This is a genomic window from Kitasatospora misakiensis (assembly GCF_042656005.1).
Lineage (GTDB): Bacteria > Actinomycetota > Actinomycetes > Streptomycetales > Streptomycetaceae > Kitasatospora > Kitasatospora misakiensis.
Genome location: NZ_JBHSOF010000024.1, coordinates 19,777 through 44,888, shown reverse-complemented (window position 1 = coordinate 44,888; position 25,112 = coordinate 19,777). Strand labels below are relative to the sequence as shown.

General features: G+C 76.0%; 24 protein-coding genes. 15 read left to right on the top strand and 9 right to left on the bottom strand.

Annotation, left to right across the window (positions count from 1 at the left end; all coding sequences use genetic code 11):
* Nucleotides 1-14: 14 nt before the first annotated feature.
* Both ACFP3U_RS19440 and ACFP3U_RS19435 read left to right on the top strand, forming a co-directional pair.
* Nucleotides 15-653, top strand: coding sequence for an NAD(P)-dependent oxidoreductase (locus ACFP3U_RS19440; RefSeq protein WP_380226833.1), 639 nt, complete (start codon nucleotides 15-17; stop codon nucleotides 651-653).
* Nucleotides 654-922: 269 nt separating this feature from the next.
* Nucleotides 923-2,491, top strand: a complete 1,569-nt coding sequence (locus tag ACFP3U_RS19435; protein ID WP_380226832.1) for an alpha/beta hydrolase — start codon at nucleotides 923-925, stop codon at nucleotides 2,489-2,491.
* A gap of 104 nt (nucleotides 2,492-2,595) precedes the next feature.
* Here the strand turns inward: ACFP3U_RS19435 and ACFP3U_RS19430 are convergent, their stop codons facing one another.
* Nucleotides 2,596-2,961: a hypothetical protein gene (locus ACFP3U_RS19430; RefSeq protein WP_380226831.1), complete on the bottom strand. Its 366-nt coding sequence runs from the start codon at nucleotides 2,959-2,961 to the stop codon at nucleotides 2,596-2,598.
* 123 nt (nucleotides 2,962-3,084) lie between these two features.
* Nucleotides 3,085-3,951, bottom strand: a complete 867-nt coding sequence (locus tag ACFP3U_RS19425; RefSeq protein WP_380226895.1) for a helix-turn-helix transcriptional regulator — start codon at nucleotides 3,949-3,951, stop codon at nucleotides 3,085-3,087.
* 190 nt (nucleotides 3,952-4,141) lie between these two features.
* Between ACFP3U_RS19425 and ACFP3U_RS19420 the strand changes: the two genes are divergently transcribed.
* Nucleotides 4,142-5,026, top strand: coding sequence for an NAD-dependent epimerase/dehydratase family protein (locus ACFP3U_RS19420; protein WP_380226830.1), 885 nt, complete (start codon nucleotides 4,142-4,144; stop codon nucleotides 5,024-5,026).
* 105 nt (nucleotides 5,027-5,131) lie between these two features.
* On the opposite strand, the gene fusA is transcribed toward ACFP3U_RS19420, so the two are convergent.
* Nucleotides 5,132-7,300 carry an elongation factor G gene (gene fusA / locus ACFP3U_RS19415; RefSeq protein WP_380226829.1) on the bottom strand — a complete coding sequence of 723 codons (2,169 nt, stop codon included), beginning with the start codon at nucleotides 7,298-7,300 and terminating at the stop codon, nucleotides 5,132-5,134.
* A gap of 1,256 nt (nucleotides 7,301-8,556) precedes the next feature.
* Nucleotides 8,557-9,603, bottom strand: coding sequence for a DUF2690 domain-containing protein (locus ACFP3U_RS19410; protein WP_380226828.1), 1,047 nt, complete (start codon nucleotides 9,601-9,603; stop codon nucleotides 8,557-8,559).
* A gap of 227 nt (nucleotides 9,604-9,830) precedes the next feature.
* Here ACFP3U_RS19410 and ACFP3U_RS19405 point away from each other — a divergent pair, with 227 nt between their 5' ends.
* Together ACFP3U_RS19405 and ACFP3U_RS19400 are read left to right on the top strand one after the other, a co-directional pair.
* Nucleotides 9,831-10,532 (top strand): CHAP domain-containing protein, encoded by a 702-nt coding sequence (locus ACFP3U_RS19405; protein WP_380226827.1) that lies wholly within the window; start codon nucleotides 9,831-9,833, stop codon nucleotides 10,530-10,532.
* A 237-nt stretch (nucleotides 10,533-10,769) separates the two neighbouring features.
* On the top strand, nucleotides 10,770-11,081 hold the full coding sequence (locus ACFP3U_RS19400) for a hypothetical protein (protein ID WP_380226826.1): 312 nt from the start codon (nucleotides 10,770-10,772) through the stop codon (nucleotides 11,079-11,081).
* 33 nt (nucleotides 11,082-11,114) lie between these two features.
* Here the strand turns inward: ACFP3U_RS19400 and ACFP3U_RS19395 are convergent, their stop codons facing one another.
* Nucleotides 11,115-12,077: a DMT family transporter gene (locus ACFP3U_RS19395; protein WP_380226825.1), complete on the bottom strand. Its 963-nt coding sequence runs from the start codon at nucleotides 12,075-12,077 to the stop codon at nucleotides 11,115-11,117.
* 47 nt (nucleotides 12,078-12,124) lie between these two features.
* On the opposite strand from ACFP3U_RS19395, the gene ACFP3U_RS19390 reads away from it, so the two are divergent.
* Complete coding sequence (locus ACFP3U_RS19390) at nucleotides 12,125-12,712, top strand: MarR family winged helix-turn-helix transcriptional regulator (protein WP_380226824.1); 588 nt, start codon at nucleotides 12,125-12,127, stop codon at nucleotides 12,710-12,712.
* Nucleotides 12,713-12,819: 107 nt separating this feature from the next.
* On the opposite strand, the gene ACFP3U_RS19385 is transcribed toward ACFP3U_RS19390, so the two are convergent.
* Complete coding sequence (locus ACFP3U_RS19385; protein WP_380226823.1) at nucleotides 12,820-13,224, bottom strand: winged helix-turn-helix transcriptional regulator; 405 nt, start codon at nucleotides 13,222-13,224, stop codon at nucleotides 12,820-12,822.
* 134 nt (nucleotides 13,225-13,358) lie between these two features.
* Between ACFP3U_RS19385 and ACFP3U_RS19380 the strand changes: the two genes are divergently transcribed.
* Together ACFP3U_RS19380 and ACFP3U_RS19375 are read left to right on the top strand one after the other, a co-directional pair.
* Nucleotides 13,359-14,297 (top strand): NADP-dependent oxidoreductase, encoded by a 939-nt coding sequence (locus ACFP3U_RS19380; RefSeq protein ID WP_380226822.1) that lies wholly within the window; start codon nucleotides 13,359-13,361, stop codon nucleotides 14,295-14,297.
* A gap of 68 nt (nucleotides 14,298-14,365) precedes the next feature.
* Nucleotides 14,366-15,088 (top strand): ribonuclease H family protein, encoded by a 723-nt coding sequence (locus ACFP3U_RS19375; protein ID WP_380226821.1) that lies wholly within the window; start codon nucleotides 14,366-14,368, stop codon nucleotides 15,086-15,088.
* A gap of 21 nt (nucleotides 15,089-15,109) precedes the next feature.
* Here ACFP3U_RS19375 and ACFP3U_RS19370 read toward each other — a convergent pair whose 3' ends face one another.
* Entirely contained in the window at nucleotides 15,110-15,376 is a 267-nt protein-coding gene (locus ACFP3U_RS19370) for a hypothetical protein (protein WP_380226820.1), read from the bottom strand.
* An 88-nt stretch (nucleotides 15,377-15,464) separates the two neighbouring features.
* Nucleotides 15,465-15,848 (bottom strand): hypothetical protein, encoded by a 384-nt coding sequence (locus tag ACFP3U_RS19365; RefSeq protein WP_380226819.1) that lies wholly within the window; start codon nucleotides 15,846-15,848, stop codon nucleotides 15,465-15,467.
* Nucleotides 15,849-16,310: 462 nt separating this feature from the next.
* On the opposite strand from ACFP3U_RS19365, the gene ACFP3U_RS19360 reads away from it, so the two are divergent.
* The 7 genes from ACFP3U_RS19360 (at nucleotide 16,311) to ACFP3U_RS19330 (ending at nucleotide 24,407) form a co-directional block, all read left to right on the top strand.
* Nucleotides 16,311-16,985: a hypothetical protein gene (locus ACFP3U_RS19360; RefSeq protein WP_380226818.1), complete on the top strand. Its 675-nt coding sequence runs from the start codon at nucleotides 16,311-16,313 to the stop codon at nucleotides 16,983-16,985.
* Between the two features lie 304 nt (nucleotides 16,986-17,289).
* Nucleotides 17,290-18,945 carry an outer membrane protein assembly factor BamB family protein gene (locus ACFP3U_RS19355; RefSeq protein ID WP_380226817.1) on the top strand — a complete coding sequence of 552 codons (1,656 nt, stop codon included), beginning with the start codon at nucleotides 17,290-17,292 and terminating at the stop codon, nucleotides 18,943-18,945.
* Nucleotides 18,946-19,270: 325 nt separating this feature from the next.
* A complete protein-coding gene (gene pqqA / locus ACFP3U_RS19350; protein WP_380226816.1) occupies nucleotides 19,271-19,429 on the top strand; it encodes a pyrroloquinoline quinone precursor peptide PqqA in 159 nt (52 codons plus the stop codon).
* A complete protein-coding gene (gene pqqC, locus ACFP3U_RS19345; protein WP_380226815.1) occupies nucleotides 19,426-20,232 on the top strand; it encodes a pyrroloquinoline-quinone synthase PqqC in 807 nt (268 codons plus the stop codon). The genes pqqA and pqqC overlap by 4 nt, the downstream gene beginning before the upstream one ends.
* Nucleotides 20,229-21,674, top strand: a complete 1,446-nt coding sequence (gene pqqE / locus ACFP3U_RS19340; RefSeq protein ID WP_380226814.1) for a pyrroloquinoline quinone biosynthesis protein PqqE — start codon at nucleotides 20,229-20,231, stop codon at nucleotides 21,672-21,674. The genes pqqC and pqqE overlap by 4 nt, the downstream gene beginning before the upstream one ends.
* 10 nt (nucleotides 21,675-21,684) lie before the next feature.
* Nucleotides 21,685-22,632 carry a pyrroloquinoline quinone biosynthesis protein PqqB gene (gene pqqB / locus ACFP3U_RS19335; RefSeq protein ID WP_380226894.1) on the top strand — a complete coding sequence of 316 codons (948 nt, stop codon included), beginning with the start codon at nucleotides 21,685-21,687 and terminating at the stop codon, nucleotides 22,630-22,632.
* 227 nt (nucleotides 22,633-22,859) lie between these two features.
* Nucleotides 22,860-24,407 (top strand): lytic transglycosylase domain-containing protein, encoded by a 1,548-nt coding sequence (locus tag ACFP3U_RS19330; protein WP_380226813.1) that lies wholly within the window; start codon nucleotides 22,860-22,862, stop codon nucleotides 24,405-24,407.
* A gap of 107 nt (nucleotides 24,408-24,514) precedes the next feature.
* Here ACFP3U_RS19330 and ACFP3U_RS19325 read toward each other — a convergent pair whose 3' ends face one another.
* Nucleotides 24,515-24,856 (bottom strand): hypothetical protein, encoded by a 342-nt coding sequence (locus ACFP3U_RS19325; protein WP_380226812.1) that lies wholly within the window; start codon nucleotides 24,854-24,856, stop codon nucleotides 24,515-24,517.
* Nucleotides 24,857-25,112 lie beyond the last annotated feature (256 nt).

Genomic DNA, 25,112 nt, shown 5'->3' with positions numbered 1-25,112 from the left:
AAGGAGAAGTCCCCATGCGCATCACCGTGTTCGGCGCAAGCGGCAACGTCGGCAGCCGGATCGTGGCCGAGGCCGTCGCCCGCGGCCACCAGGTCACCGCTGTCCTGCGTGATCCCGCCCGCCCGCACCGACTGCCGCCGACCGTCCGGACGGCCACCGGTGACGCCCGCGACCCCGAGGACGTCCGCCGCCTCGCCGCCGGACAGGACCTGCTGGTCACCGCCACCCGGCCGACCCCCGGCCACGAGGACGAACTGGCCGTCGCCACCAAGGGCCTGCTGGCCGGGCTGGCCGGCACCGGCGTGCGGCTGCTGGCCGTCGGGGGCGCCGGGAGCCTCACCCTGCCCGGCGGCGACGGCGTGACCCTGGTGGACTCCCCCGACTTCCCCGCCGCGCTGCTCCCCATCGCCAACGCCTGCGGCGAGCAACTCGCCCTGTACCGCGCCGAGACCGAGGTCGACTGGACGTACCTCAGCCCGGCCGCCCTCCTCGAACCGGGCGAGCGGACCGGCCGGTTCCGACTGGGCCGGGACGAACTCGTCGTCGACGCGGACGGCGCCTCGGCCATCTCCATGGAGGACCTCGCCGTCGCCCTCCTCGACGAGGCCGAGCAGCCCGCCCACCGCCGCAGCCGCTTCACCGCCGGCTACTGACCACCGGTCAGCGGCCGCCGGTCGCTGACCGCCGTTCACCGGCCGGTTTCCCGCCCCGGACCGCCCCACCGCTCGACGGAACCCGCCGGATCCGCCGACGCGGTGGGGCTCCGCGCGTCCACCGGGCACTCCGGCCCGGCCCCCCGACCGGGCGCTCACCCGAAGCGGGACCTGGAGCAGGCTTCCGGGTGAGGGTGGTTCAGGCACCACCGAAAAGACGGGTGCCCGCCTGATCGACCACGATCGATCAGACCGCCAGGATCAATGCCATGACCACAGGACCTCTCGCCCCAACCCTCCGACACTCCCGGCTCACCACCCTCGGCAGGCGCGCCGCCGCGCTGCTCGCCGTGCTCGCCCTCGCCCAGACCGCGGGCACCGGCGGTGCCGTCGCGGCGCCCACCGGGTCGAGCGCTCCCGCCGTCCCCGCCCGCTACACCCATCAGCAACTCGCCTGGCAGCCCTGCGCGGAGGAGGCCACGCTGGAGTGCGCCACCATGACCGTCCCCCGGGACTGGCACCATCCGGGGCACGGCCCCGACCTCGCCGTGGCGGTCTCCCGGCACCGCGCGAGCGATCCGGGCCAACGGATCGGCACCCTGCTCACGGCCGCCGGCGGCCCCGGCGGGCAGGGGCTGCTGCGCCCCGCGGACCATGTGCGCAACGCGCCCGCCCTCGGCGCCGCCTACGACATCATCGGCTTCGACCAGCGCGGCGTCGGCCGGAGCACCCGGGCCGTCTGCCAGACCCCCGAGGAGTTCCAGGCCTTCTTCACCGGGGACTTCCGCGACGACACCCCCGCCGACCGCGCCCGGGTGATCGCCGCCTCGCGCGCCTTCGCCACCGACTGCGAGCGGCGCAGCGACGGTCTGCTGCCCTATCTGACCACCGAGCAGACCGCCCGGGACATCGACCTGCTGCGCGCCCTGCTCGGCGAGCGGCGGATCAGCTACTACGGGCCGTCCTACGCGACGATGATCGGCGCCTACTACGCGACGCTCTTCCCGCACCGGATCGAGCGGATGGTGCTGGACAGCAACATCGGCTTCGACGGCACCTGGGAGCGCTTCCAGCAGGGCCAGCCGATGAGCTTCCAGCGGCGCTTCGAGGAGGACTTCCTGCCGTGGCTGGCCGCCCGTGACGCCACCTACCACTACGGCACGACGCCCGCCGAGGCGAAGGACCGCTGGGAGGCCCGCCGCGCCGCCCTGCGCGCGCACCCGATCGTCGACGGCTCGCTCGTCCTCGGGCCGAACCAGTTGGACAACGGCACGATCCAGGGCATCTACCGCGAGAACAACGGCTTCACCCTGCTGGCCACCGCGCTGACCGCGCTCGACGACTGGCCGGCCGCCGACCCGGCCGCCCGCGCCACGGCCCGGCGGGTCTTCGGCGCGTACCTCAGCCCGGAGTTCCTGGCCGCGTACTTCGCGGTCACCTGTAGCGACACTCCCTGGACGCGCGACCTGTCCGTCTGGGCGGAGCGGGGTGCCGAGAACGCCGCCCGCTGGCCGCTGGTCGGGGCCCGTACCCTCGCTTTCTCCGCCGTCTGCGCCTCCTGGCCGACCGCGACCGCGCCCCGGGTCCGGGTCACCGGCGCGGGCCTGCCGCCCACGCTGATGCTCAACTCGGTGCACGACCCCGCGACGTACTACGAGGCCGCGCTCTCCGCCCACCGGGCCCTGCGCGGCTCGCGCCTGGTGACGGTCACCGGGAACGGCGACCACGGCCAGTACCCCGGGCCGAACGCCTGCGTCCGCTCCGCCGTGGAGTCCTACCTCCTCGCGGGGAAGGTCCCCGCCGGGGACCTCACCTGCCCCTCAGCCGACACGGCCTGAACCTCCCCGTGGCGTACCGGTCCTGACCGCAGCGCCGTCGGATCCTCCCCCCGAAGGATCCGACGGCGGCGCACCCGGCGGGCCGCACCCGCCGGATCAGGAGATCAGGGGCGGTCCAGGGTGATGGAGTTGATCGGGCCGAGGTCGGCGTAGACGCCGGTCTCGGCGGCGATGTCGCGGCCGCAGCCCGTGCCGTTGTAGCCGGTGCACAGGTGGGCGTGGGCACCGCCGGACTGGTTGTTGAGCACCCAGTGCCAGCCGTGCTGGTTGCGGAGGTTGTGGGCGCCGTAGCTGTAGAACACATCGGTCGGCGGCCGGTCGGTGCCGGAGTCCTGGGGGTAGATGCAGACCGCCCCGTACGGACAGCCGTCCCAGGAGCCGTCGGCGGCCTGGGCGCCGGAGGTCCCCATCGTGGTGACGGCGGCGGCCGCGAGGGCGAGCGCGGCGACGGTGTGCATGATCTTGCGCATGGTGGTTCTCCCTCAGATGCTGGTCCGGCCCGTGTTCGACCGGTGTTCAGCAGCGTAGGAAAGCGCGGTCCGCAGCGGTCCCTGACGAATGACAGGGTGGTACAGGAGAGGAGGAACCGAAGCTCAGCCCGAGGCCGGCCCGTCCGCGGTCACCGGTGCGAGGTCCTGTCGCCCGACGACCCGGAGCAGGTCGAGGCGCTCCGCCGTCAGGCTGCCGGGCGGCGCGGTGTGGACGAGGAGCAACTGGTCCTGGCCCGCGGCGGCCAGCACCTCGCAGTCGAGGTCGAGCCGACCGACCACCGGATGCAGGACCGTCTTGCGCCCGCTGCGCCGGACGGCCACGTCGTGCCGGGCCCAGTGGCCGGCGAACTCCTCGCCCGTGGCGAGCAGCCGCGCCACCAGCCCGCGCAGGTGCGCGTCCCCGGGGCGGGCCGCGTGGGCGGCGCGCAGATGGGCGACGTGCGCGCGGGCGAGCCCCTCGTGGTCCTCGGCGGGGAAGAGCGCGCGGGCGGCGGGGTCGGCGAACCAGCGCAGGACGACGTTGCGCCGCTCCGCCGGCCCGTGCTCGAAATCGCCGAACAGCGCGGCGGCCATCGGGTTCTGGGCGAGCACGTCACCGACGTCCGACACCACCTGCGCCGGGGTGTCGTGCAGGCGGTCCAGGATCAGCAGCAGGCCGGGCCGGACGTGGCCGAGCGGGGTGTGTCGGCGCGGCGGGCGGTGGCCGGCGAGGTGGAACAGGTGGTCCCGCTCGTCCTCGGTCAGGCGCAGTGCCCGGGCCAGGGCGGAGACCAGCTGGGCCGAGGGCTGCGGGCCGCGGCGCTGTTCCAGGCGCGCGTAGTAGTCCACCGAGAGTCCGGCGAGCTGGGCCACCTCCTCGCGGCGCAGGCCCGGGGTGCGGCGGCGCGCACCGGACGGCAGGCCGACGTCGGCGGGGGTGAGCCCGGCGCGGCGGCGGGTCAGGAAGTCGGCGAGGGCCGGTCGGTCGATCACCCGCCCATCCTCCGCCCCGCGCGGGCCGCGCAACCAGGGATCGGCGATCCCTGGTTGCGGAGGTCTCTGCCGCCACCGCCGCACCCTCGCCAGAGTGATGGCCGGGAGGGCGGCGACACCGGCGCACCGGGCGAACGGCGGCCCCCTCCCCGCGACGGGGCCAGCACCGCCCGGGGAGTGATGAGCGATGACGACGTTTCTGGTGACGGGCGCCACCGGCCAGGTCGGCCGCAGGTTCGTGCCACGGCTGGCCCAGTGGGCGGGGCCAGGCGCGGTCCGGGTCCTGGTGCGGGAGGAGGCACGGGCGGCGGAGGCCACCGCCCGCGGGCTGCGGGCCGTCGTCGGCGACCTGCGGGAACCGGCCGACCGGGCCGCGGCGCTGAAGGGCGTCGACGTGGTGGTGCACGTGGCCGCCGCACTGCGCGGGGTCTCGGACGAGGAGGCCTTCGCGGTGAACCGGGACGCCACGATCGCCCTCGGGCGGGACGCGGCCGAGGCCGGGGTCCGGCGCTTCGTGCACACCAGCACCAACCTGGTGTACGGGCGGGGGTCGAGCCGGCCGGCCGTCGAGGGCGACCCGCTGGACCCGGATCCGGCCTGGGGCGCGTACCCCGCGTCCAAGGCCGCGGCGGAGACCGGGCTCCGAGCGCTCGGCGACCGGCTGCCGCTGGTCGCGGTGCGGCCCGCCTTCGTGTACGGCGAGGGCGATCCGCACCTCGCGGACTCGCTGGGGTGGGCCGGCCGCTGGGCCTCGCACCAGCGCCTGCCGATCGTCCACCACGCCGACGTGGCGCGGGCCCTGTGGGCCGCGGCGGTCACCCCCGGCGTGGCGGGCCGCAGCTACAACGTGGCGGACGACGCCCCGGTGACCGCCTGGGACCTGCACGAACTCAACGGCGCGCCCCGGCCCGCAGCCTGGACGGCCGCACCGGGCGCCGCACCGAGCGCCGACCCGGCAGGGGCCGCGAACCCGTGGGAGGGCCAGGTCTCGACCGCGGCGATCCGGCGCGAACTGGGCTGGCGCCCGCTGTACCCGTCGGTGTGGACGGCCCGGGACGCGGGCGCGCTGTAGCGGCGCGGCGGCTCGCGGGCGGACGGCAGCCCCACCGCCGACCACCCACCGCCCACCACCGGGCCCACGCGTGGTGGGCCCGGCGGCCGGTGGGCCGGGCAGGGCCTAACGGGCGGCGGCCGGTGCCGGGGCGTAGCCGGCCGGGCGGGTGGTGAAGGTGCCCCGGCCCTGGGTGCGACCGCGGAGGGCGTTCGCGTAGCCGAACAGTTCGGCGAGCGGCACGACCGCCGTCACCACCGCCGTTCCGCCCTGCGGGTCGGATCCCTGGACGCGGCCCCGGCGGGCGGCGAGATCACCGAGGACCCCACCCACCGCCTCCTGCGGCACCGTCACCGTCACCTCGGCGACCGGTTCCAGCAGCACCATCCGGCAGGCCCGCATCGCCTCCCGGAGGGCGGCCCGACCGGCGGTGCGGAAGGCGAGGTCCGAGGAGTCCTTCGGGTGGGTGGCCCCGTCGGTCAGGGTGACCCGCAGGCCGGTGACCGGGTGGCCGCCCAGCGGGCCCTCGGCGAGCGCGTCCCGGCAGCCCGCCTCGACCGCCTGGACGTACTCCTTCGGCACCCGCCCGCCGGTCACGGTGGACACGAACGCGAAGCCCTCGCCCTCCTGCTCCCCGGCCGGCCCGTCCAGCGGTGCCACGTCGATCACCACATGGGCGAACTGGCCGGCGCCGCCGTCCTGTTTGACGTGCCGGTGGACGTGGCCGGTGACGCCGCGTTCGACGGTCTCCCGGTGGGCGACCTGCGGGCGGCCGACGGTCACCTCCAGGCCGTTGTGGTCGCGGCGGATCTTCTCCACCGCCACCTCCAGGTGCAGTTCGCCCAGGCCGGAGAGCACCCGCTGGCCGGTCTCCGGATCGGTGCGGACGACCAGCGACGGGTCCTCCTCCGCGAGCCGGGCCAGCGCGACGGCCAGCCGGTCGGTGTCGACCGAGCGCCGCGCCTCGATGGCCACCGTCACCACCGGTTCGGCGGTGACGGCCGGTTCGAGGACCAGCGGCGCGCCGGGCGCGCAGAGCGTGGCGCCCGTGCGGGCGGCCTTGACGCCGATCGCCGCGACGATGTCCCCGGCGACGGCCGAGTCCGTCTCGGTGAGGCTGTCGGCCTGCACCCGGAGAATCCGGGCGATCCGTTCGGCACGGCCGGTCCCGGCATCCAGCACGGTGTCCCCCTTTCGCAGTGTTCCGGCGTACAGCCGCAGATAGGTGAGCCGGCCGGAGGCGGTCACATTGACCTTGAACACCAGCGCGGTGAGCGGCCCGTCGGGATCGGCGGCCCGCTCCAGCTCCGTTCCCCCGACGCCCGCCACGCCGTCGGCCCCCTCGGCACCGCCGGCACCGCCCGTGCCGGGCGCGGCGCCGCGCACCGGCGGGACGTCCAGCGGCGACGGCAGGTAGGCCGTGACGGCGGCGAGCAGCGGTTCGATCCCGCGGTTGCGGTAGGCCGAGCCGCACAGCACCACCACGGCCTCGCCGCTGCGGGTGAGGTCGCGCAGCGCGGCGGCCAGGGTCGCGGTGGAGACCTCGGTGTGCGCGTAGTACTCCTCCAGCGCGGCCGGGTGGAGCCCGGCCACGGCCTCGTCCAGGTGCCGGCGCCGGAGCTCGGCCTCGGCCCGGAGTTCCTCCGGTACCGGCCCCTCCCGGAGGCCGTCCCGGTCGGGGCCGGCGTCCCAGGTCAGGGCACGCATCGTCAGCAGGTCGACGACGCCGATGAAGCCGTCCTCCCGTCCGATGGGCAGTTGCACGGCGAGCGGGACGGGGTGCAGTCGCTCGCGGATGGAGGCGACGGCGGCGTCCAGGTCGGCGCCGGCCCGGTCCAGCTTGTTGACGAAGGCGATCCTGGGCACGCCGTGCCGGTCGGCCTGGCGCCAGACGGTCTCGCTCTGCGGCTCCACGCCCGCGACGGCGTCGAACACCGCGACCGCCCCGTCCAGCACCCGCAGCGAACGCTCGACCTCGTCGGCGAAGTCGACGTGACCGGGGGTGTCGATGAGGTTGATCCGATGACCGTCCCAGAGACAACTGACCGCCGCGGCGAAGATGGTGATGCCGCGTTCCCGCTCCTGCGGGTGGCAGTCGGTGACGGTGGTGCCCTCGTGGACCTCACCGCGCTTGTGGGTCTCGCCGGTCAGGAAGAGGATCCGCTCGGTGACCGTGGTCTTGCCCGCGTCCACGTGGGCCAGGATGCCCAGGTTGCGGACGGTGGCGATGCCGGCGAGGACGGCGGACGTGGTGGCGGTGGCGGCGTTGTTCGTGCGGCGGACGTCGGTGCGCATGGCCCGGTGCCTTTCGAGGGTGGTGCGAGAAAGGGGCGGCGCGATTACGGCGACGACGCGCTCGGCCCGACCGGCCCTACCCCGCCAGGCCCCGACCGGCCCCGCCCTCGTCCGTCCGGTCCGGACCCGACCCGGTGGACCGCTCCGGGCGGCCGGTGGCGGCTCGGGGCTTCGGGCAGGCGGAGCGGAAGGCGGAAATAGAAGGCTGAACGGAAGACCGGCGACGTGACCAGATGTCAGAGGTGCGTCGCGCAGATCCGATGCCGGCCGCGCAGCGGGCACCGGAGGGACGAGGACACCAGGATCACCTCGAACCGGGACGAGGGGATGACAACAGCGGTGCGGTGTCGCACGACCGGTCCTCCCTCTGCTCGTCACGGCGCGCGCCACCACCGGAACCACGGCGGCGCGTCTCTGGAGCCGAGTGTAGGGAGTGGACCGCCCCGGGTCACGCCCTTTTCCGGCCCCGGTTCGCCACCGCCACCACCCTTGCCACCCAACGCCGTTCAGCCCCGCGCCGTTCGCGGCCGCTCCCGGGCACCGCGCGGCCCCTTCCGACCTCACCTCCCGACCGCCACCGCCAGCCGACGCGCCCCCTCCACCCGCTCCGCCGGCTCCGCGACCGCCGCGAACCCGACCCGCAGATGGACGGCCGGCGGCTCGGCCGGGAGGTAGCGCCGCCCGGCGTCGACCAGCACGCCGTGCGCGCGGGCCGCGTCGGCGACCGCGAGGTCCGTCGAACCGTCCGGCAGTCGCAGCCACAGATGCAGCCCGCCGTCCGCCGTCCGCCGTCCGCCGTCCGCCGTCCGCCAACCGGACCGGAGTCCAGTCCGGCAGCCGCTCCGTCAGCGTGTCGGCCAGGACGCCGCAGCGTTCGCGCAACGCCGCGGCGAGCGTGCGCAGATGGCGGCCCCAGGCCGGGGTGGAGAGCAGTTCGACGGAGGTCTCCTGGAGCGGCCGGGCCACGAGCGACGACCGCACCAGGGGTGAGCACCGCGCCGGTCGGATTGTGGAAGGCCGGCTGGCAGTGGAGCAGCCGGGCGCACCCTGCTGTTCGGCGGCGGCGCGCTGGGCGGGCTCGCCGCCCGAACTGCTGGCGGGGTGGATCGGCCCCGAGGAACGCGCTCCGGGCCGCGGCGGCCGGGTCGGCGGCGGCCGTGATCGGACTGGCCCTCTCCCCCGTGGTGCGGCTGCGGTCGCTGCCGACCGTCCCGGCGGAGGCTCCGCCGCCGTCCTGATGGTGACCCGGCCCGTGGTCAGGAGGGATCCGGCGCGGGAGCCGAGGTCGGCGTCGGGGCCGGGGCCGCCGGCGGGGTCGGGACCTCGGTGGCGCAGACGGTGCCGCGGGCGTCGACGATCGCGCAGGCCCGGGCGTCGGCCGGGCCTGCGGACCGGACCATCTGGGTGTGTGCGGTGCGTCCGGTCTGCTGGCGGTACTCCTCCTGGTCCGGCGGGGTGCCCTCGCGGCCGAACACCTGGACGCGGTCGCCCGGGGAGCTTCCCGACATCCTGGCCCAGGCGGCCTGGCACCCGGGGCTGAACCGCAGTTCGACGAGCACGCCGAAGTCCCGGCCCTGCGCCGTGGTGACGGCGTCGCGCTGGCAGACCGTGGTGTTGGGCTCGACGTGGAGACAGCCGACGGCCCGGCAGGAGGCGGCGGCCGTGGCAGTGGCGTCGGCGGCCGTGGCGGTGACGGCGGGCGGAGCCTGCGCGGGCACCGGCCGGGCGTCGTCCGACCGGTCGGCCGCCGTCGGGCCGAGCAGTTGGTGGACGAGGAGACCGCCCGCGGCCACCCCGGCCAGGGCGGCCACGATCCCGGCCGCCCAGGCCACCCGGTGCCGGCCCCGCTCCCGCGCGGGAGCGGGCAGCGGTCCGGCGGCCGGGACGACGTCCACCACCGAGGCGTCGCCGTCGGCCTCCTTGCCGTCGACAGCCGCACCGTCAGCACCTGCTCCATCGGCGGCCGTTCCATCGGCGCCCGCGCCATCCCCTCCGGCCCCCGCACGGAGCTCGCCGTCCACCCGTGCCCGCAGCGCGAGCGCGAGGGCGAGGTCCTCCTCGGCCAGGCGGTAGCAGGACCACAGCGCGCGGACCGCCGCCTCCGGGGCCGGGTGCCGCCCGTCCGGGCTCTCGTAACGGGACACCGTGGTCTGGGCGATGTTGAGCCGCCGGGCCACCGTCTTCTGCGGCACGTCGCCCGCCCGGGCCCGCCACTCGCGCAGCGTCCGCGCGAGTTCCGTCCGCGCCGAGGGCGTCGCCCCGCCGCCGTCGGCCCCCGGTCCGATGGCTCCACTGTCCGGCATCCGCCCGCTCCCCTCTCCTCGGCCTCTGCATATCCGCAGCTCAGCGCGGTGCATACCCGGCCGCATACGAATGAGTAACCACTTGGTCGCGCAGCGTAGGAGTCGGCGGCCCTGCCGTGCAACGCTGATGACCAGCCGGTGAGGACACCCGGCGAATCCCCATCCCTCCCGTACCCGGGCCGACGCATGCCGTCCGGGTCACGGGAATGCACCCGAAGGAGTCACCCATGCACACGACCCGTCACCTCACGCTCGCGGCGCTCAAGCAGCGTGCGGGCCGCACCGTCGCCCTCGCCGCGCTGACGGCGGCCGCGTTCACCGGAAGCGGCGTCGCCGAGGCGCTCGCCCTCCCGACCGCGCCGGTCGCCGCCACCACGGCGGTCACCACGGCGATCACCACCCTCGCCGACGACACCGGCGACTCCGGCACGGGGAGCGACGTCCTGCGCAGCGGTGCGGCCGCACCGGCGGCGGCCACTCTGCGGGACCGGATCGTGGCGGCGGCGCGCGGCCAGATCGGGGTCACCGAGGGCAGCCAGGCCTGCCAGAAGTACCTCACCGGCAAGGGCCAGACCTGCCGCAACACCTCCTGGTGCGCGGCGTTCGCCGAGTGGACCTGGCGGCACTCCGGGGTGAAGAACGGGCCGACCACGCTGGTCGCCCGGGGCGTCGGCAAGTGGGGGCAGGACCACCACCTGTTCCACGCCGGCTCGCCGAAGCCCGGTGACATCGTCGTCTACGGCCCGCCCGCGAACACGCCGGGCGGCCACGTGGGCGTGGTGGTCTCGGTGAACCGTGACGGCACGCTGGACACCGTCGAGGGCAACTTCGGCAGCAAGGTGACCCACCGCCACATCAACCCGCGCACCGCGACGGGCGGCACGAAGAACTGGAAGATCTCCGGCTACGTGACCCCGCCCGGCGCCTGATCCCGACGCTGGCCACACCCCGGCCGGCTCCGCTCCCCCGGCCCGGTGCCGCCCCGCCCTCCCACGGCGGGCGCGGCCCCGGGCCGAGGGCGTTCACCGCGCTCGGCCGGGCGGCGTCCGACCCACCGGACCGCCGACGCGTGGAACCGCCGGCGGCCCGCCGCGCGTCCGAGGGCGTGCACGTGCTTGCCACCCCGGCGACCGGACGGGGTCGGGGGATTCGGGGAGGCCGTCGAGGTGTTGATCCTGCTCGTCCTGTTCGTCGCCGGCGTCGGCCTGGTCCTCATGGGCGTCGACAAGCTGCACACCGCCGTCCCCACCTGCTACGGCCAACCGATGTCGCCCGGCGACATCTGCCACGTCCGCGTCAAGGGCTCCTTCGGCGACGGCATGCCGGAGCCTCACGACACCACCTACCAGGAGCAGTTGGACGGCCTGACCAGCGGCGGCTGGACCGCGATCGTCGTCGGCGTCGTCCTGCTGACGCTCGCGGCCGTGATCACGGTCTCCTGGACCGTCACCGCCATGCGGGAGGAACGGAACGCCTGAATCCCGCGCCGCGTACGCGGTCTCGGCGGACGGTCAGCGGCCCGCGCCCGGACCCACCGCGTCGCGGCGGGCGTCGGCCTCCTCGGCGGAACGGGGCGCGACCTCCCCGCCCCGCCGGCCGGGCCACCACCCCCCTCGGTGCGCGAGCGCCCGGCCGCCCGGTCGGCCGAGGGCAACCCCCATGAGGACCAGCAGCAGCCCGGCGCACTGGAACGGGCCGAGGTCCTCGCCCGCCACCGCCGTGCCGAGCAGGACGCCGGTCAGCGGATTGAGCAGCCCCAGCAGGCCGACCGTGCCGGGCGGCAGATGGCGCAGGCCCGCGAACCAGACGGCGAAGGCCAGCGCGGTCGCCACCACCGCGACGTAGCCGAAGGCCAGCAGCTCCCGCCCGGTGGGCGCCGTGGGCGCGCCCTCGAAGGCCGCGGCCAGGGGCAGCAGGACCAGCCCACCCGCCACCAACTGCCAGGCCGTGGTGGCGAGCACGTCCGCGCCGTCCCGCCATCGGCCGGCCAGCACGTAGCCGAGCGAGGAGAGCAGCATCGCCGCCGCCGAGGCGGCAAGGCCGGGCAGGCTGACCGGTTCGGCCCGGGTGAGCAGCATCAGCCCGACGCCGGCGAGGCCGACCAGCGCGCCGAGCAGGTGGGCGCGGGCGGGCCGGGTGGCGGTCAGGGCCCAGGCGAGGAGCAGCATGGCGAGCGGCGAGGCCGCCATGACCGTGGAGGCGACGCTGGTGGCCAGCGACTGCGAGGCGATGTAGAGCAGGACGAAGAACCCCGCCGTGTTGAGCAGCCCCAGCACGGCCGTCCGCCACCACCAGGCGCCGCGCGGACGCCGCAGCCGCAGGGCCAGCAGGAGCAGGCCGGCGGGCAGCGCGCGCAGGGCGGCGCCCCAGAGCGGACGGTCCGCCGGGAGGAACTCGCGGGTGACGAAGTAGTTGGCCCCCCACGCCACCGGCGCGACGGCGGTCAGCAGCACCCATCGAAAACTGGCTTCCATGGAAGGCAATATACCTTCCATGGAAGCTATCGCGCTAGGATGGGGCCATGGCACCCACCGAACCCGGCCCCGACAGCGCCCCGGCGGCCCCCTCAGCGGCACCGACGGCACCGGCGCCCGACCACGTCGCCGCCATCCAGGCCGAGTGGCGCCGGGAGCGCCCCGACCTCGACGTGTCCCCGCAGGCGGTGATCGGGCGGCTCCACCGGCTGGCCGGCTGGCTGACCGAGGAGCTCTGCCTGGTCTACGGGCGCTACGGGCTCGGCGAGGGCGAATTCGACGTCCTGGCCGCGCTGCGCCGAGCGGGGGCGCCGTTCGAACGGGCGCCTGGGGAACTGGCGGCGCACACCATGGTCACCACCGGCGCCATGACCAAGCGGATCGACCGGCTGGAGCGGGCCGGCCTGGTCACCCGGCGCCGCAGCGAAGCGGACGGGCGCGGCCGGGTGGTCGCGCTCACCGAGGCGGGCCGCCGACTCTTCGACGAGGCGTTCACGGCGCACATGCGCAACGAGCACCGCCTGCTGGGCGTCCTCACCGCCGAGGAGGCGGCGGCGCTGGAGGGCCTGCTGACGACCTGGCAGCGGCGCCTGGACGACACCGGAACGCCGACGACAGGAGCCGCCGACCGGTAGCCCTGGACGGCCGCCCCGCCGGTCGGACCAGCGCGTAGCCGCCGCACCACCCGGCCCCGCCCCGCCCGGCCCCGCCCCGCCCGGCCCGGCCCGGTCAGCCGGCCCGGTCAGTCGGCCGCGGCGCCGTCGTAGACCTCCCGGTGGGCGAGCACCTCGGGCATGTTCTCCTCGGCCCAGTACTTGATCGCCCGCAGCAGCGGGAGCAGCCCGGTGCCCAAGGGCGTGAGCGCGTAGTCCACCCGGGGCGGGACCGACGCGGTGACCGTCCGGGTGAGCAGCCCGTCGCGCTCCAGGGCGCGCAGGGTCTGGGTGAGCATCTTCTCGCTGACGCCGGCCAGGCGGCGGCGCAGGTCGCTGTACCGCTGCGGGCCGTCGGCCAGCGCGTTGACGATCAGGCTGACCCACTTGTCGCCGATCCGGTCCAGCAGTTGGCGGGCCGGGCACTCGGCGAGGTAGGCGTCGAAGCCGGCCCGCTCGGCCGAGCGGCGCTGGGCGGCGGTGGTGGTCGCCATCGACTCTCCTCTTCGTACGGTACGCACTTCCGGGTGCGTACTTCCTGACGGAGAGCAACTCTCCCTAGGTTTGGTGGTGTTCGCAAGGCCCCTGCCGGAACCCCCGGCGGGGCACCCGTGGGAAGGAGAGCACGATGCGTGCCGTGGTCGTTCGCCGGTTCGGTGGCCCGGAGGTCCTGGAGCTGGTCGAGGTGCCCGATCCGGAACCCGGCCCGGGCCAGGTGCGGATCCGGGTGGCGGCGGCGGCCGTCAACCCGGTGGACGCGGTGACCCGGGCCGGGGTACTCGCCGCGGCCGGACTGATGGGACCGCGCGAGACCGTCGGCATCGGCTGGGACGTGGCCGGCACTGTCGACCGGCTCGGCCCCGGGGTCTCCGGGTTCGCGCTCGGGGACGAGGTGATCGGGCTCCGCGACCGGCTGGACGTCCCGCTCGGCACCTACGCCGACGCCGTGGTGTTGGACGCCGCGGCACTCGCCCCAGCCCCGGCCGGCGTGTCGCCGGTGGCGGCGGCCACCCTGCCGCTGAACGGGCTGACCGCCGCCCAGGCGCTGGACCTGCTGGACCTCCCACCCGGGGCGACGCTGCTGGTCACCGGCGCGGCCGGCGCGGTGGGCGGCTTCGCCGTCCAGTTGGCGGCGCGGCGCGGCCTGCGGGTGGTCGCGGTGGCGGGCGAGCGGGACGCCGCGGCGGTCCGGGAGCTGGGCGCCGAGTGGCTGGTGCCGCGCGAGGCCGCCGACCTGGCCGCCGAGGTGCGGGCGCTGGTCGCCGGCGGGGTGGACGGGGCGTTGGACGCCGCGCTGCTCGGGGTCGCGGCGCTCGGCGCGGTCCGCAACCGGGGCGCCTTCGTCGCGGTGTCGGCGGGCGCGGCCCCGGTCGGCCTGCGCGGGATCCGGGTCGCCCACGTCTGGGTGGCCGCCGACGGCGCCGCGCTCACCGAACTCTCGGCCCTGGCCGAGCACGGAGAACTGACCCTCCGGGTCGCCGACACCCTCCCGCTGGAGGAGGCCGCCACCGCCCACCACCGCCTGGCGGCGGACACCCTGCGCGGCCGGCTCGTCCTGGTCCCCTGAGGCCCCGACGCCGGGGGACGGGGCCCCTTGGGCGCCGCGGAGGGCCCGCGGGCTGGCATGATCGCGGTATGAACGACCGAATCATCGCCGCCTGTGACGGGGCGGCCAAGGGAAACCCGGGCCCGGCGGCCTGGGCCTACGTAGTGGCGGACAGTGCCGGGGCGCCGCAGCGCTGGCGGTCCGGCGCGCTGGGCCACAGCACCAACAACGTGGGCGAACTCACGGCGCTGGAGCAGTTGCTGGCCGACACGGACCCCGCCGTGCCGCTGGAGGTCCGGCTGGACAGCACGTACACCCGCGATTCGGTGACGAAGTGGCTGAAGGGCTGGAAGCGCAACGGCTGGAAGACCGCCGCGGGCAAGCCGGTGGCCAATCAGGAGCTGATCCAGCGGATCGACAAGCTCCTGGACGGGCGGGACGTCACCTTCGTCTACGTGCCCGCCCACCAGGTGGACGGCGATCCGCTGAACGCCGTGGCCGACAAGGCCGCCAGTGACACCGCGCGGACCCAGGAGTCCGCCGCCGGGACCGCCGACGACCTCCCCGTTCCGGACCCGGCCCCGAGCGGCCCCGCCCGGAACGGCTCGGCCCGAGGTGGTGCCACCCGCGCTGGAGGCACCGGCTCGACGGCCGCGGCGAAGCGCCGTTCCTCCGGGAGCGCGCCGACGCTGTCCGCGCGTTTCCCCGGCACCTGCCCGTGCTCCCGGCCGTACGCCAAGGGCGACAAGATCACCAAGGTGGGCGGCAGTTGGGGACACCCGGAGTGCGCGGCGGCGCAGACACAGGACTGAGGGATCGGTAACGCCGGGGGCTCAGGCAGCGCCCTGCCGCCGGGCCTCCCGGCGGGTCCGGAGCCAGCCGACGGCGGCGAGCAGGCCGACCGTGCCGCCGACGCCGAGCTTGACCGCCCCCTTGGCCACCAGCCAGCCGAGTCCGGGTGCCGTCCAGCCCAGCCCGTGCAGCACGACCAGCAGCACCAGCGCCCCGCAGACCGCGGCCAGTACGGTGATCAGCACGGCCAGGCCGGTGGGCAGTTCGCGGTCCTCCGCGACCGGATCGTTCGTTCCCCCAGTGTTCATGGGGCGAGTCTAGCGACGGCCCTGGCCAGACCGGTCCCCGCCGATCGGCCCCCTCGGCGCCCCGAAACCCCTGGCCGCCCGCCCGGGCTCAGCGCCGGGCGTGGTGGGTGTCCCCCGTGTGCTCACCGGTCTCGTGGTCGGGGAAGCTGATGGCCAGGGTGACCCGGTACTCGAAGACGTCGTCGCGGTGACCGGGGACGCGTGCCCAGGCCAGCGAGTGCACCTCCGCCTCGGGCGCCTGCCGGCACCAGGCGGCGGCCTCCTCCAGCGCCCGGGCCGCCGACCGTCCGGTGCAGACCACCGCGGTGTACGCGGCCACCGCGAGGTCGCCGCCGGTCCGGCCGCCCCTGGACGCGGCCCGGACGGCGGCGGCCGCATGGGTCAGGTCGCGGGCGAGGTCGTCGACCACCCGGGGCGGCGCGGGCAGCAGGGCCGGGGCCTCGGCCACGGTCTCCGGCAGATTCGTGCTCACTGTCAGGGCCTCCGTCCCTCTGTGTCCCACTGGTCGCGCGGTCCGCCCGTCCCGGGATCCGCCTTGATCGCGGGCTCAGAATGCCGGGCCGCCGTTCCTGGCATGACCACTTTCACCAGAACGTCACCCGTCTGGGGAAGACGACCTTCCGCGCTCGACAACGGCCCGGTCGCACTGGTATTGGAGGATCTCCGCATCCGGCCTGGTCAGTCGACCGGCCGCGGGCGCCGCCGGGAGCCCGGCCGCACGTGCCCGTACCACCCCCGTGCCCCCGGACCGCCGTCCCGGGCCCCGGACGCGCCCGCTCCGCAACCGGGCCGCGACCTGCCCACGATGACCGTGACCGTGACAGAGCCGTCCAACTCCCGTAACCGGAACGGGAAATATCGCCCCGCCCCGAGCCGTAGGATCTTGCCACGACGCAGTCCGCCGCACCGGCGGACGCCATCGGAGGGGGCTTCCATGGACCGCAGGTCACCCATCACGTCCGGCCGCCGGTACGCCTGGCTGCCCGCACTGGCGCTGGCCGCGGTCGCGGTGGCCGGCTGCTCCTCCTCGGGCGGCGGCTCGACGGCGGCCTCCGCACCCCCGCCGAGCGCCGGCACCACCGCGAGCAGCCCCGCGGCCACCGTCCCGACGGCCACCACCGCCCCGTCCGTCACCGCCCCCACCGCCACCGCCACCGCCACCGCGACGCCCACCGCCCCGGCCGGCAACGGCAAGCGCCCCGCCGACGCCTGCACCCTCCTCACCTCCCCCCAGGTCGTCGCCGCCGTCGGCACCGCGGGCCCGTTCACCGGCACCCACCCCAGCCCGGTGGACGGCAAGGCGGTCTGGGGCTGCACCTGGGGCTCCCGGCAGTCCTACGCCCACATCCGCGAGTCCTCCCCGTCCTCGCTGGCCACGCTGAAGGCCAACCCGGAGCTCACGGCCACGCCGGTCCCCGGCATCGGCAAGGAGGCCTACCTGATCCAGCGCAAGAACGGAACCCACCCCTCGGTGTACTTCGTCGCCGAGGACGGCCTGGTCTACGAGGTCGAGGTGGTCAAGGACCGCGGCCCGAACGACGACGTCAACGCCCCGGCCGAGATCGCGGCCGAGAGCGCGCTGGCCCTGCTGCTGTCCAAGGCCGTCTAGGGTCCGGGTGAGGCAGCTGCGGCGCGCTCCGGGCCCCGGCCCGGGGCGCGGCCGGCCGGCGCAGTGCGTTCCCTCCGGGGCGTGAACGGGGCGGGCTCCGGGGTGCCGGGCGGATGCGGGTACGGCACGGGCGTTCACAGAATGACGCCACGGCGCCGTAGCCGTACTCCCCCCGACAGCCAAGGCGGATCGCATGAGCCGATCTCACCCACCCGCGCGCCCCACCGGACCGGTCTCGGAGCCGATACCCCGAGGTCCGATATCCCGGGGTCCGACCTCCCGGGGCCCGAGGTCCCCGCAGCTGATGGGCCCGCACCCGACGTCCCAGGGCCCGGCCTCCCCGCCGCCGGGCCCCGCGAGCCCCCCGCCCGGCCCCCACCGCAGGCGCCCCCGCCGGGCCTCGCGGTCCGGAGCGGCCCTGCTCTCCGGGCTCGCGCTGCTCGCCCCGGCCCTCGCCGCCGGCGCGCTCGGTGGCGCGGCCCCCGCCCGGGCCGACAGCCCGACCGTCTCGGTCAACAGCATGCGCACCGCCTGGGACGCCAACGAGCCCGGCCTCGCCCCCGCCACGGTGTCCGGCGCCGACTTCGGCCGCCGCTGGTCCACCGCCGTCGACGGCGCGGTGTACGCGCAACCGCTGGTGGCCGGTTCGACCGTGATCGTCGCCACCGCGACCAACCACGTCTACGGCGTCAACGCGGCCGACGGGAAGATCCTCTGGCAGCGCGCGCTCGGCACCCCGGTGGCCTCCTCCACCGCCTGCCTCTCGCCCGGTACCGGCATCATCTCCACGCCGGTCTACGACAAGGCGAGCAAGACGGTCTACCTGGTGAGCAAGTCCAGCGAGGGCGGCGCGCACTTCTCGGTGCACGCCCTGGACGTCGCCACCGGGGCCTCGCGCAGCGGCTGGCCGGTCGCCGTCCAGGGCGCGCCGGTGAACAGCCCCGGCGTCGCGTTCAATCCCAACACCTCCGCCCAGCGGGCCGGACTGCTGCTGCTGGACGGCGCGGTCTACTTCGGTTTCGCCTCGGACTGCGGGGCCGGCACCTACGTCGGCACGGTCGCCGGCGTCAACACCGGCACCCGCAAACTCACCCTCTGGTCCACCGAGTCCGGCTCCGCCTCGCAGAACGCGGGCGTCTGGATGAGTGGCGGCGGCCTGGTCTCCGACGGGGCCGGGCGGATCTTCATCGCGACCGGCAACGGCGCGGGCGACGGCTCCTCGCCGCTGAAGGGCCCCGGCGACAAGCCCGGCGGCCACTTCGCCGAGTCCGTCGTCCGGCTGGGCCTCAACAGCGACGGCAGCCTCGCCCCGCGGGACTTCTTCAGCCCCACCAACAACCGCGAGATGGACCACGGTGACGTGGACCTCGGCTCCGGCGGCCCGGCCGCCCTGCCGGCGGGCTTCGGCACCGCCGCGCACCCGCACCTCATGGTGCAGGTCGGCAAGGACGGCCGGATCTTCCTGCTCGACCGGGACCGCCTCGGCGGCATGGGCCAGGGTCCGAACGGCACCGACGGCGTGGTCGGCACCACCGGTCCCTTCAAGGGCGTCTGGGGCCACCCGGGCGTCTGGGGCGGCGACGGCGGCTACGTCTACCTGGTCGAGAACTACGGTTCGCTGCGCGCCCTCAAGTACTCGGTGAACAGCGCCGGGAACCCGCAGCTGGCCAGCGTCGCGACCAGCCCCGAGGGCTTCGGCTACGCCTCCGGCTCCCCGGTCGTCACCTCGAACGGGACGGCGGCCGGCTCGGCCCTGGTCTGGACGATCTACTCCGGCACCGGGCCGGGCGGCCAGAACGGCGAACTGCGGGTCTACGACGCGGTTCCGGTCAACGGCGCGCTCAAGCTGCGGCGCAGCTTCGCGCTCGGCACGGTGACCAGGTTCTCCGTCCCGGCGACGGACGGCGGGCGGGTGTTCGTCGGCACCAAGGACGGCCACCTGCTGGCCTTCGGCCGGTAGGCCTGAGTCCGGTAAGCCTGACTCCGGTAGGCCCGAGCCCGGTCCACCGAGGCCGGACACCGGGCACGACCCGGCCCCTCCCGCCGCACCTGACACACCCCGTGACGCCCACTCGACACGGCACTGTCGGAGCGGCACACTCGACACCGGTTTCCCTCCCGGGCCCGGCCCGGGAGCGGAGCCCGTCGCGTCACCCGTTCGAGCGCGAATGTCACGCGATCGCGCGGTCCGGACCGGCGGGCGGGCCCAGCGGCTCGTAGCGTCCTGCTCCAGGGGCTGCCGGGCCCCCACCCCCACCCCCACTTCACCGAGGAGGGCAACTCCCATGAAGTCCACGCTCACGCCCCAGCTGTCCGTCACCACCGCCACCACCGCGTCCGCCGCCCCGGCGGCCGCGGCCAAGCCCGCCTGGTCCGCCCCGGCGGTGGAGTGCCACCGCACCAGTGCGGAAGTCACCGCGTACGCCGCGCGGACCACTCGGTGACCCAGGCTTCCACCTCCGCGTCGACCCGCGAGGAGTTCGCGGCCAGGCTGTACGGCCTGCGGGGACGGTACTGGGACACCCACCCGTTCCATCTGCGCCTGCACTCCGGTGGCTGCACGCCACCGGAGTTGCGGCGCTGGGTCGCCAACCGCTGGTACTACCAGCTGTGCCTGACCCGGAAGAACGCCGCGATCATCGCCAACTGCCCGCTCCCGGAGGTCCGTCGGGAGTGGACCCGGCGGCTGGGCTACCAGGACGGGCCGAACGAGGGCGAGGGCGGGCTGGCCGACTGGCTGGTGCTCGCCGAGGCCGTCGGCCTGGACCGCGCCGAGGTGCTGGACGAGCGGCACGTGGCGCGCGGCGTGCGCTTCGCCGTCGACGGCTACCTGCACTTCTGCCAGACCCGGCCGTGGACCGAGGGCGTGGCCGCCGCGCTGACCGAGATGTTCTCGCCGGACCACATGGCCGAGCGGGTGACCGCCTGGCAGAAGCACTACGACTGGATCGACCCGGCCAGCTACGCCTACTTCGAGCACCGGATCCCCGACGCCCGCCGGGACAGCGCCCGGACGCTCGACGTGGTGCTGGACCACTGTGTGACGGCCGAACAGCAGCAGACCGCCGTGGCGGCGCTCGCCTTCAAGTGCGAGGTGCTGCGGGCGATGCTCGACGCCGTCGACTACGGCCCGGAGACCGCCGCCACCGCCGGGTCCGCCGCCCCGGGCGCGACCGTCGGGTCTGCCGGGTCTGCCGAATCTGCCGGGCCTGCCGGGTCTGCCGCGAGCTCCTGGACCGGCCGGTGACCGCCGCACCCGCCGCCGTGGCCCCCGGGCTGCGGCGCGGGGTGCGGCTGGTCCACGACCCGGTCCGCCAACAGGCCGCCCTGCTCTACCCGGAGGGCGTGCTGCTGCTCAACGGCACCGCCGCCGCCGTCCTGCGGCACTGCGACGGCCGGCGCGACGCCGCCGAGGTCACCGCCCGGCTCGCCGAGGAGTACGAGGGCGTGGACGCCGGCCAGGTGCTCGCCCTGCTGGCCGACCTCGCCGAGCGCCGACTGCTCACCCTCGACGGCACCGGCGCGCCCGCCGAGCCGCGACCGGCGGCCGGACTGCCCGGGGCCGCGGCCGGCAGGCGCGCGCCCGCCCCGCTCGGCCTGGTCGCCGAACTCACCCACCGCTGCCCGCTGCAGTGCCACTACTGCGCGAACCCGGTCGAACTCACCAGGCAGCGGGACGAGTTGGACACCGAGCAGTGGCTGCGGGTGCTCGACCAGGCCCGCGGGCTCGGCGTGCTCCAGGTCCACCTCACCGGCGGCGAGCCGCTGCTCCGTCGCGACCTGACCACCATCGTCGCGCACGCCCGCGAGCTGGGCCTCTACACCAACCTGATCACCAGCGGTCTGCCGCTGGACGGCGCGCGCGCCGCCGAACTCGCCGAGGCGGGCCTGGACCACGTCCAACTGTCCGTCCAGGACGCCGACCCGGTGAACGCCGACGCCATCGCCGGGCTGACCCGGCTCAACGGGCCCACCGGGCACGAGCGCAAGCTCGCCGCGGCCGCCCTGCTCACCGCCGCCGGCCTGCCGCTGACCGTCAACGCCGTGCTGCACCGCGGCAACGTCGAGCGGCTCGGCGCGATCGCCGACCTCGCCGTCGACCTGGGCGCCGAACGGGTCGAACTCGCGCACACCCAGTTCTACGGCTGGGCCTGGGTCAACCGGGCCCACCTCGCGCCGAGCGACGAGCAGGTCCACCGGGCCGAGCGTGACGTCGCCGCCGCCCGCGCGCGGCACGGCGACCGGATCGAGATCACCCATGTCGTCGCCGACCTCCACAGCGGCACCGCCAAGCCGTGCATGAACGGCTGGGGGAACGAGCAGTTGGTGGTCGCGCCCGACGGTGCCGTGCTGCCCTGTCTGGCCGCCGCCCAGCTGCCCGGGATGCCGGTGCCGAACGCGGTCACCGACGGACTGGCCGCGAGCTGGCACGACTCGCCCGCCTTCAACCGGTACCGCGGCACCGACTGGATGCCCGAGCCGTGCCGCAGCTGCGACCTGCGCGAGCAGGACTTCGGCGGCTGCCGCTGCCAGGCCTTCCAGTTCACCGGCGACGCCGGCGCCACCGACCCGGCCTGCCGGCTCTCCCCGCACCACCACCTCGTCCACGCACCGGCCCCGGCGCCCGGCCCGGCCCCGCTGCCGCGCCGGTTCACCGCGCCCGTCCCGCCCGCCCCGGGCCCGGCCTAGGGAGCACCCCCTGAAGATCCGGATCCTCGGCACCGCGGCCGGCGGCGGCCTGCCCCAGTGGAACTGCGGCTGCGCGGGCTGCGACACCGCCCGCCGCACCGGCGCCGCCCGCCGCCAGGACTGCCTCGCGATCAGCGCCGACGGCGCCGCCTGGTACCTGGTCAACGCCTCCCCCGACCTGCGGTCCCAACTGCTCGCCACTCCCGAGCTGGCGCCACCGCCCGGCACCCGGGCCACCCCGCTCCGCGGCGTCCTGCTGACCAGCGGCGAACTCGACCACACCCTGGGGCTGGTGACCCTGCGGGAGGCCGCCGAGCTGACCCTGCACGCCACCGCGCCGGTCCGGGCCGCGCTCCACGGCGCGTTCCCGGTCGGCCCGCTGCTCACCCCGTACACCAAGGCGCACTGGCACACCGTCGTCCCGGGGGAGCCGGTGGAGCTGGCCGGGGGGCTGGTGGCCGAGGCGCTGGCGCTCGGCGGCAAACGGCCCCGGTACGCGGCCGACCTGCCGGGCCTGCCAGGCCTGCCAGGCCTCCCGGCTCTCGCGGCCGGGGAGCCGTCGGCGGAGCGGACGGACTGGGTGATCGGCTACCGCTTCACCGAGGCGGACGGCCGCGCCATCGCGGTCTACGCCCCCGGCCTCGCCGAGTGGACGCCCGCCGTCGACCGGGCGGCGGCCGACGCCGACGTGGTGATCCTGGACGGCACCTTCGCCACCGACGACGAACTCGCCGAGCGCACCGGCGGCGCCCGCACCTCGCGCGGCATGGGGCACCTGGCGGTCGCCGACTCGCTCCCCCACCTGGCCCGCCGGCCCGGCCCGCGCTACCTCTACACCCACCTCAACAACACCAACCCGCTCGCCCACCGGGGTTCGCCGGAGGCCGCCGCCCTGGCACCGGCGCTCGCGGCGGCCGGCGCGGCCGTGGCCGAGGACGGCGTGCTCCTCGACCTGTGAGGGGTCGCTCCTTCCCCTGACCGTGCCCGGTCGAACCGGTCCACCGTCCGTTCACCGAACCGTGTCGCCCGGTATCGCCCCAGGCCACCGGGGGCCTGTCAGATCGTCGTGATACTAATCATCCGGGTCATGGGATCTGTCATGGGATCTGTCATGCACCGGATGGCACGATGGTGACAGCCCGTCCGTTCCCAGGGGACCGGACGGTGACGGGGAGGGGCGAGTCCATGGTGAGCAGCAACGGCGCGGCCGCACGAGGCGACGGCAAGCCCGCGGCGACCGGGCGCCGGGAGGGCCGGACGGCCGGCCGCCGGCTGCGGCTCGGCAAGCGGGTGACCGGCATGCTGGCGGTGTTCACCGCCCTGGCCGCGCTGACCGGTTCTCAGGTGACCGGCCTCGGGCTCGCCCCGGCCGCCGCGGCGGACACCGTCCCGGAGCAGCTCGCCGGCGGCGGCATCCCGGGCACCGGCCCGGACGGCACCGCCGCCTCGCCGTTCGGCCCCGGCGCCACCCCGCTCCCCGGCGGCCTCGGCACCGCCGCGGTCGACGGCGGCGGCACCCTGCCGGTGGCCCAGCCGCCGCTCGCGCCGATCACCTCGCCCTTCACCGACCCGCTCCGGTCCGGTCCGGCCCTGCCGGAGACGGTCTTCGCCGCCTACCGCAAGGCCGAGGCGGCGCTGACGCTGCGTTCCCCCGGCTGCCACCTGCCCTGGCAGCTGCTCGCCGCGATCGGCGAGGTGGAGTCCGGCCAGGCCGGCCGGGGCGCGGTGGACGCCGGCGGGACGACGTTCCGTCCGATCCTCGGCCCGGCGCTGAACGGCGCCGGTTTCGCGGCGATCGCCGACACCGACGGCGGCCGCTACGACGGTGACACCCAGTGGGACCGCGCCGTCGGACCGATGCAGTTCATCCCCTCGACCTGGGCCTCCTGGGGCGTGGACGCCAACGGGGACGGCAAGGCCGACCCGAACAACATCTTCGACGCCGCCGAGGCGGCCGGCCGGTACCTGTGCGCGGGCGGCCGCGACCTGTCCGACCCGGCCCAGCTGGACCGGGCGGTGCTCGGCTACAACCACTCGGCCGAGTACCTGCGCACGGTCCGGAACTGGATGGCGCACTTCGGCTCCGGCAGCCCGGTCACCACCCCGAACCGTCCGGGCACGCCGGGCCCGCTGACGCCGCTCCTCCCGGTCATACCGTCGGCCCCGGTCACCCCTGGCGGCACCACCGGCGCGCAGCCGGCGCCGAACCCGCCCACCGGGCCGGCCACGCCGGGCACCCCGACCAGCACGCCGTCGGCCGAGCCCTCGCCGAGCGCGACGCCGTCCGCGTCCCCCTCGCCCTCGGCCGAGCCGAGCAGCACCCCGTCCAGCACTCCGTCGACCACGCCCACCGGCACGCCGTCCGGGGGCGCGAGCCCCAGCGCGACCGCCACGCCGACGGCCACGCCCACCGCGACGCCGACCGGCACCCCGTCCACGACGCCCAGCGCCACGCCGACCGCGACGCCCACGGACACACCGACCACCTGCCCGACCCCGACCGGCACGCCGTCGGGCACCCCGACCGGTACACCGAGCGCGACCGCGAGCCCCTCCGCGAGCGCGAGCGCGACCGCCACCCCGTCGGGGACCCCGTCGGCCACCCCAAGCACGACGCCCACGCCGACCGCCCCGGGCTGCCCCACGCCCACCCCATCGGCGACCCCGTCCGCCACCGCCACACCGAGCGCCTCGGCCTCACCGTCCGCGGCGCCGTCCCCCTCAGCCCACTAAGCGCTCTCCTTCGGACCAGGTCGGATCGGCCGGGCCCCGCTCCCGGGTGCCCGCATAGACCAGGGCCGGTCCGTCCTCGCGGACGGACCGGCCCTGGTCGTGCTGGGTCAAGCGGCGTCCGGGCCGGGCTCGGGGTCCGGGCCGGCGGCGGCGTCGTCGGTGGTGGTGGCGGCGGCGGGCGAGGCGTCCGGGCGGTCGGACGTGCTGTGGGCCCGGCCGGCCGGTGGGAAGGCCGCGATGAGCGTGGTGGTCACGGCGAGGCCGAAGTTCCCGGCGTTGACGGCGGTGGCTCCGGCGAGGGTCATGGCGAGTCCGGCGACCGCGCCGGACAGGGCGAGCCCGGCCAGCCGGACGGTTCGGCCGCCGAGCCGGCCGCGGAGTCGGCGGCCGCGGGTCCGCCCGGCCGATCGCCGCGGACCGCGGCCGGTCGGGGGTGTCTGGGTGTGCACGCTGAGCCCTCCTCCCGTGCGGTCCGGCCCGCCGGCCGAACCGCCGTTCTCCGAGACCTCGGAATATCGTCATCCGATTCGATTCCGGAAATTCCGGCGACCGTTCTCGCGGAGAACTCCCCGTGCCGCACGACGCCGCCGGAATCGGCCGGTGCGGCGGCGGAATTCCCGACAGCGCACCGTGTCTACAGATCACCACCCCCCGGGGCGTCCCGCCAGAACCGAGGCCGATCACGCGCCAGGTCCGGGCAGATCG

Excerpts from the sequence above, each read along its gene's own strand:
- ACFP3U_RS19330 (WP_380226813.1), top strand. The coding sequence starts at position 22,860 with ATGGTGAGCAGCAACGGCGCGGCCGCACGAGGCGACGGCAAGCCCGCG.
- ACFP3U_RS19355 (WP_380226817.1), top strand. The coding sequence starts at position 17,290 with ATGGGCCCGCACCCGACGTCCCAGGGCCCGGCCTCCCCGCCGCCGGGC.
- ACFP3U_RS19395 (WP_380226825.1), bottom strand. The coding sequence starts at position 12,077 with ATGGAAGCCAGTTTTCGATGGGTGCTGCTGACCGCCGTCGCGCCGGTG.
- ACFP3U_RS19420 (WP_380226830.1), top strand. The coding sequence starts at position 4,142 with ATGACGACGTTTCTGGTGACGGGCGCCACCGGCCAGGTCGGCCGCAGG.
- ACFP3U_RS19375 (WP_380226821.1), top strand. The coding sequence starts at position 14,366 with ATGAACGACCGAATCATCGCCGCCTGTGACGGGGCGGCCAAGGGAAAC.
- fusA (WP_380226829.1), bottom strand. The coding sequence starts at position 7,300 with ATGCGCACCGACGTCCGCCGCACGAACAACGCCGCCACCGCCACCACG.
- ACFP3U_RS19430 (WP_380226831.1), bottom strand. The coding sequence starts at position 2,961 with ATGCGCAAGATCATGCACACCGTCGCCGCGCTCGCCCTCGCGGCCGCC.
- ACFP3U_RS19405 (WP_380226827.1), top strand. The coding sequence starts at position 9,831 with ATGCACACGACCCGTCACCTCACGCTCGCGGCGCTCAAGCAGCGTGCG.
- ACFP3U_RS19390 (WP_380226824.1), top strand. The coding sequence starts at position 12,125 with ATGGCACCCACCGAACCCGGCCCCGACAGCGCCCCGGCGGCCCCCTCA.
- ACFP3U_RS19360 (WP_380226818.1), top strand. The coding sequence starts at position 16,311 with ATGGACCGCAGGTCACCCATCACGTCCGGCCGCCGGTACGCCTGGCTG.
- ACFP3U_RS19435 (WP_380226832.1), top strand. The coding sequence starts at position 923 with ATGACCACAGGACCTCTCGCCCCAACCCTCCGACACTCCCGGCTCACC.
- ACFP3U_RS19385 (WP_380226823.1), bottom strand. The coding sequence starts at position 13,224 with ATGGCGACCACCACCGCCGCCCAGCGCCGCTCGGCCGAGCGGGCCGGC.
- ACFP3U_RS19410 (WP_380226828.1), bottom strand. The coding sequence starts at position 9,603 with ATGCCGGACAGTGGAGCCATCGGACCGGGGGCCGACGGCGGCGGGGCG.
- ACFP3U_RS19440 (WP_380226833.1), top strand. The coding sequence starts at position 15 with ATGCGCATCACCGTGTTCGGCGCAAGCGGCAACGTCGGCAGCCGGATC.
- pqqA (WP_380226816.1), top strand. The coding sequence starts at position 19,271 with ATGAAGTCCACGCTCACGCCCCAGCTGTCCGTCACCACCGCCACCACC.
- ACFP3U_RS19380 (WP_380226822.1), top strand. The coding sequence starts at position 13,359 with ATGCGTGCCGTGGTCGTTCGCCGGTTCGGTGGCCCGGAGGTCCTGGAG.
- ACFP3U_RS19370 (WP_380226820.1), bottom strand. The coding sequence starts at position 15,376 with ATGAACACTGGGGGAACGAACGATCCGGTCGCGGAGGACCGCGAACTG.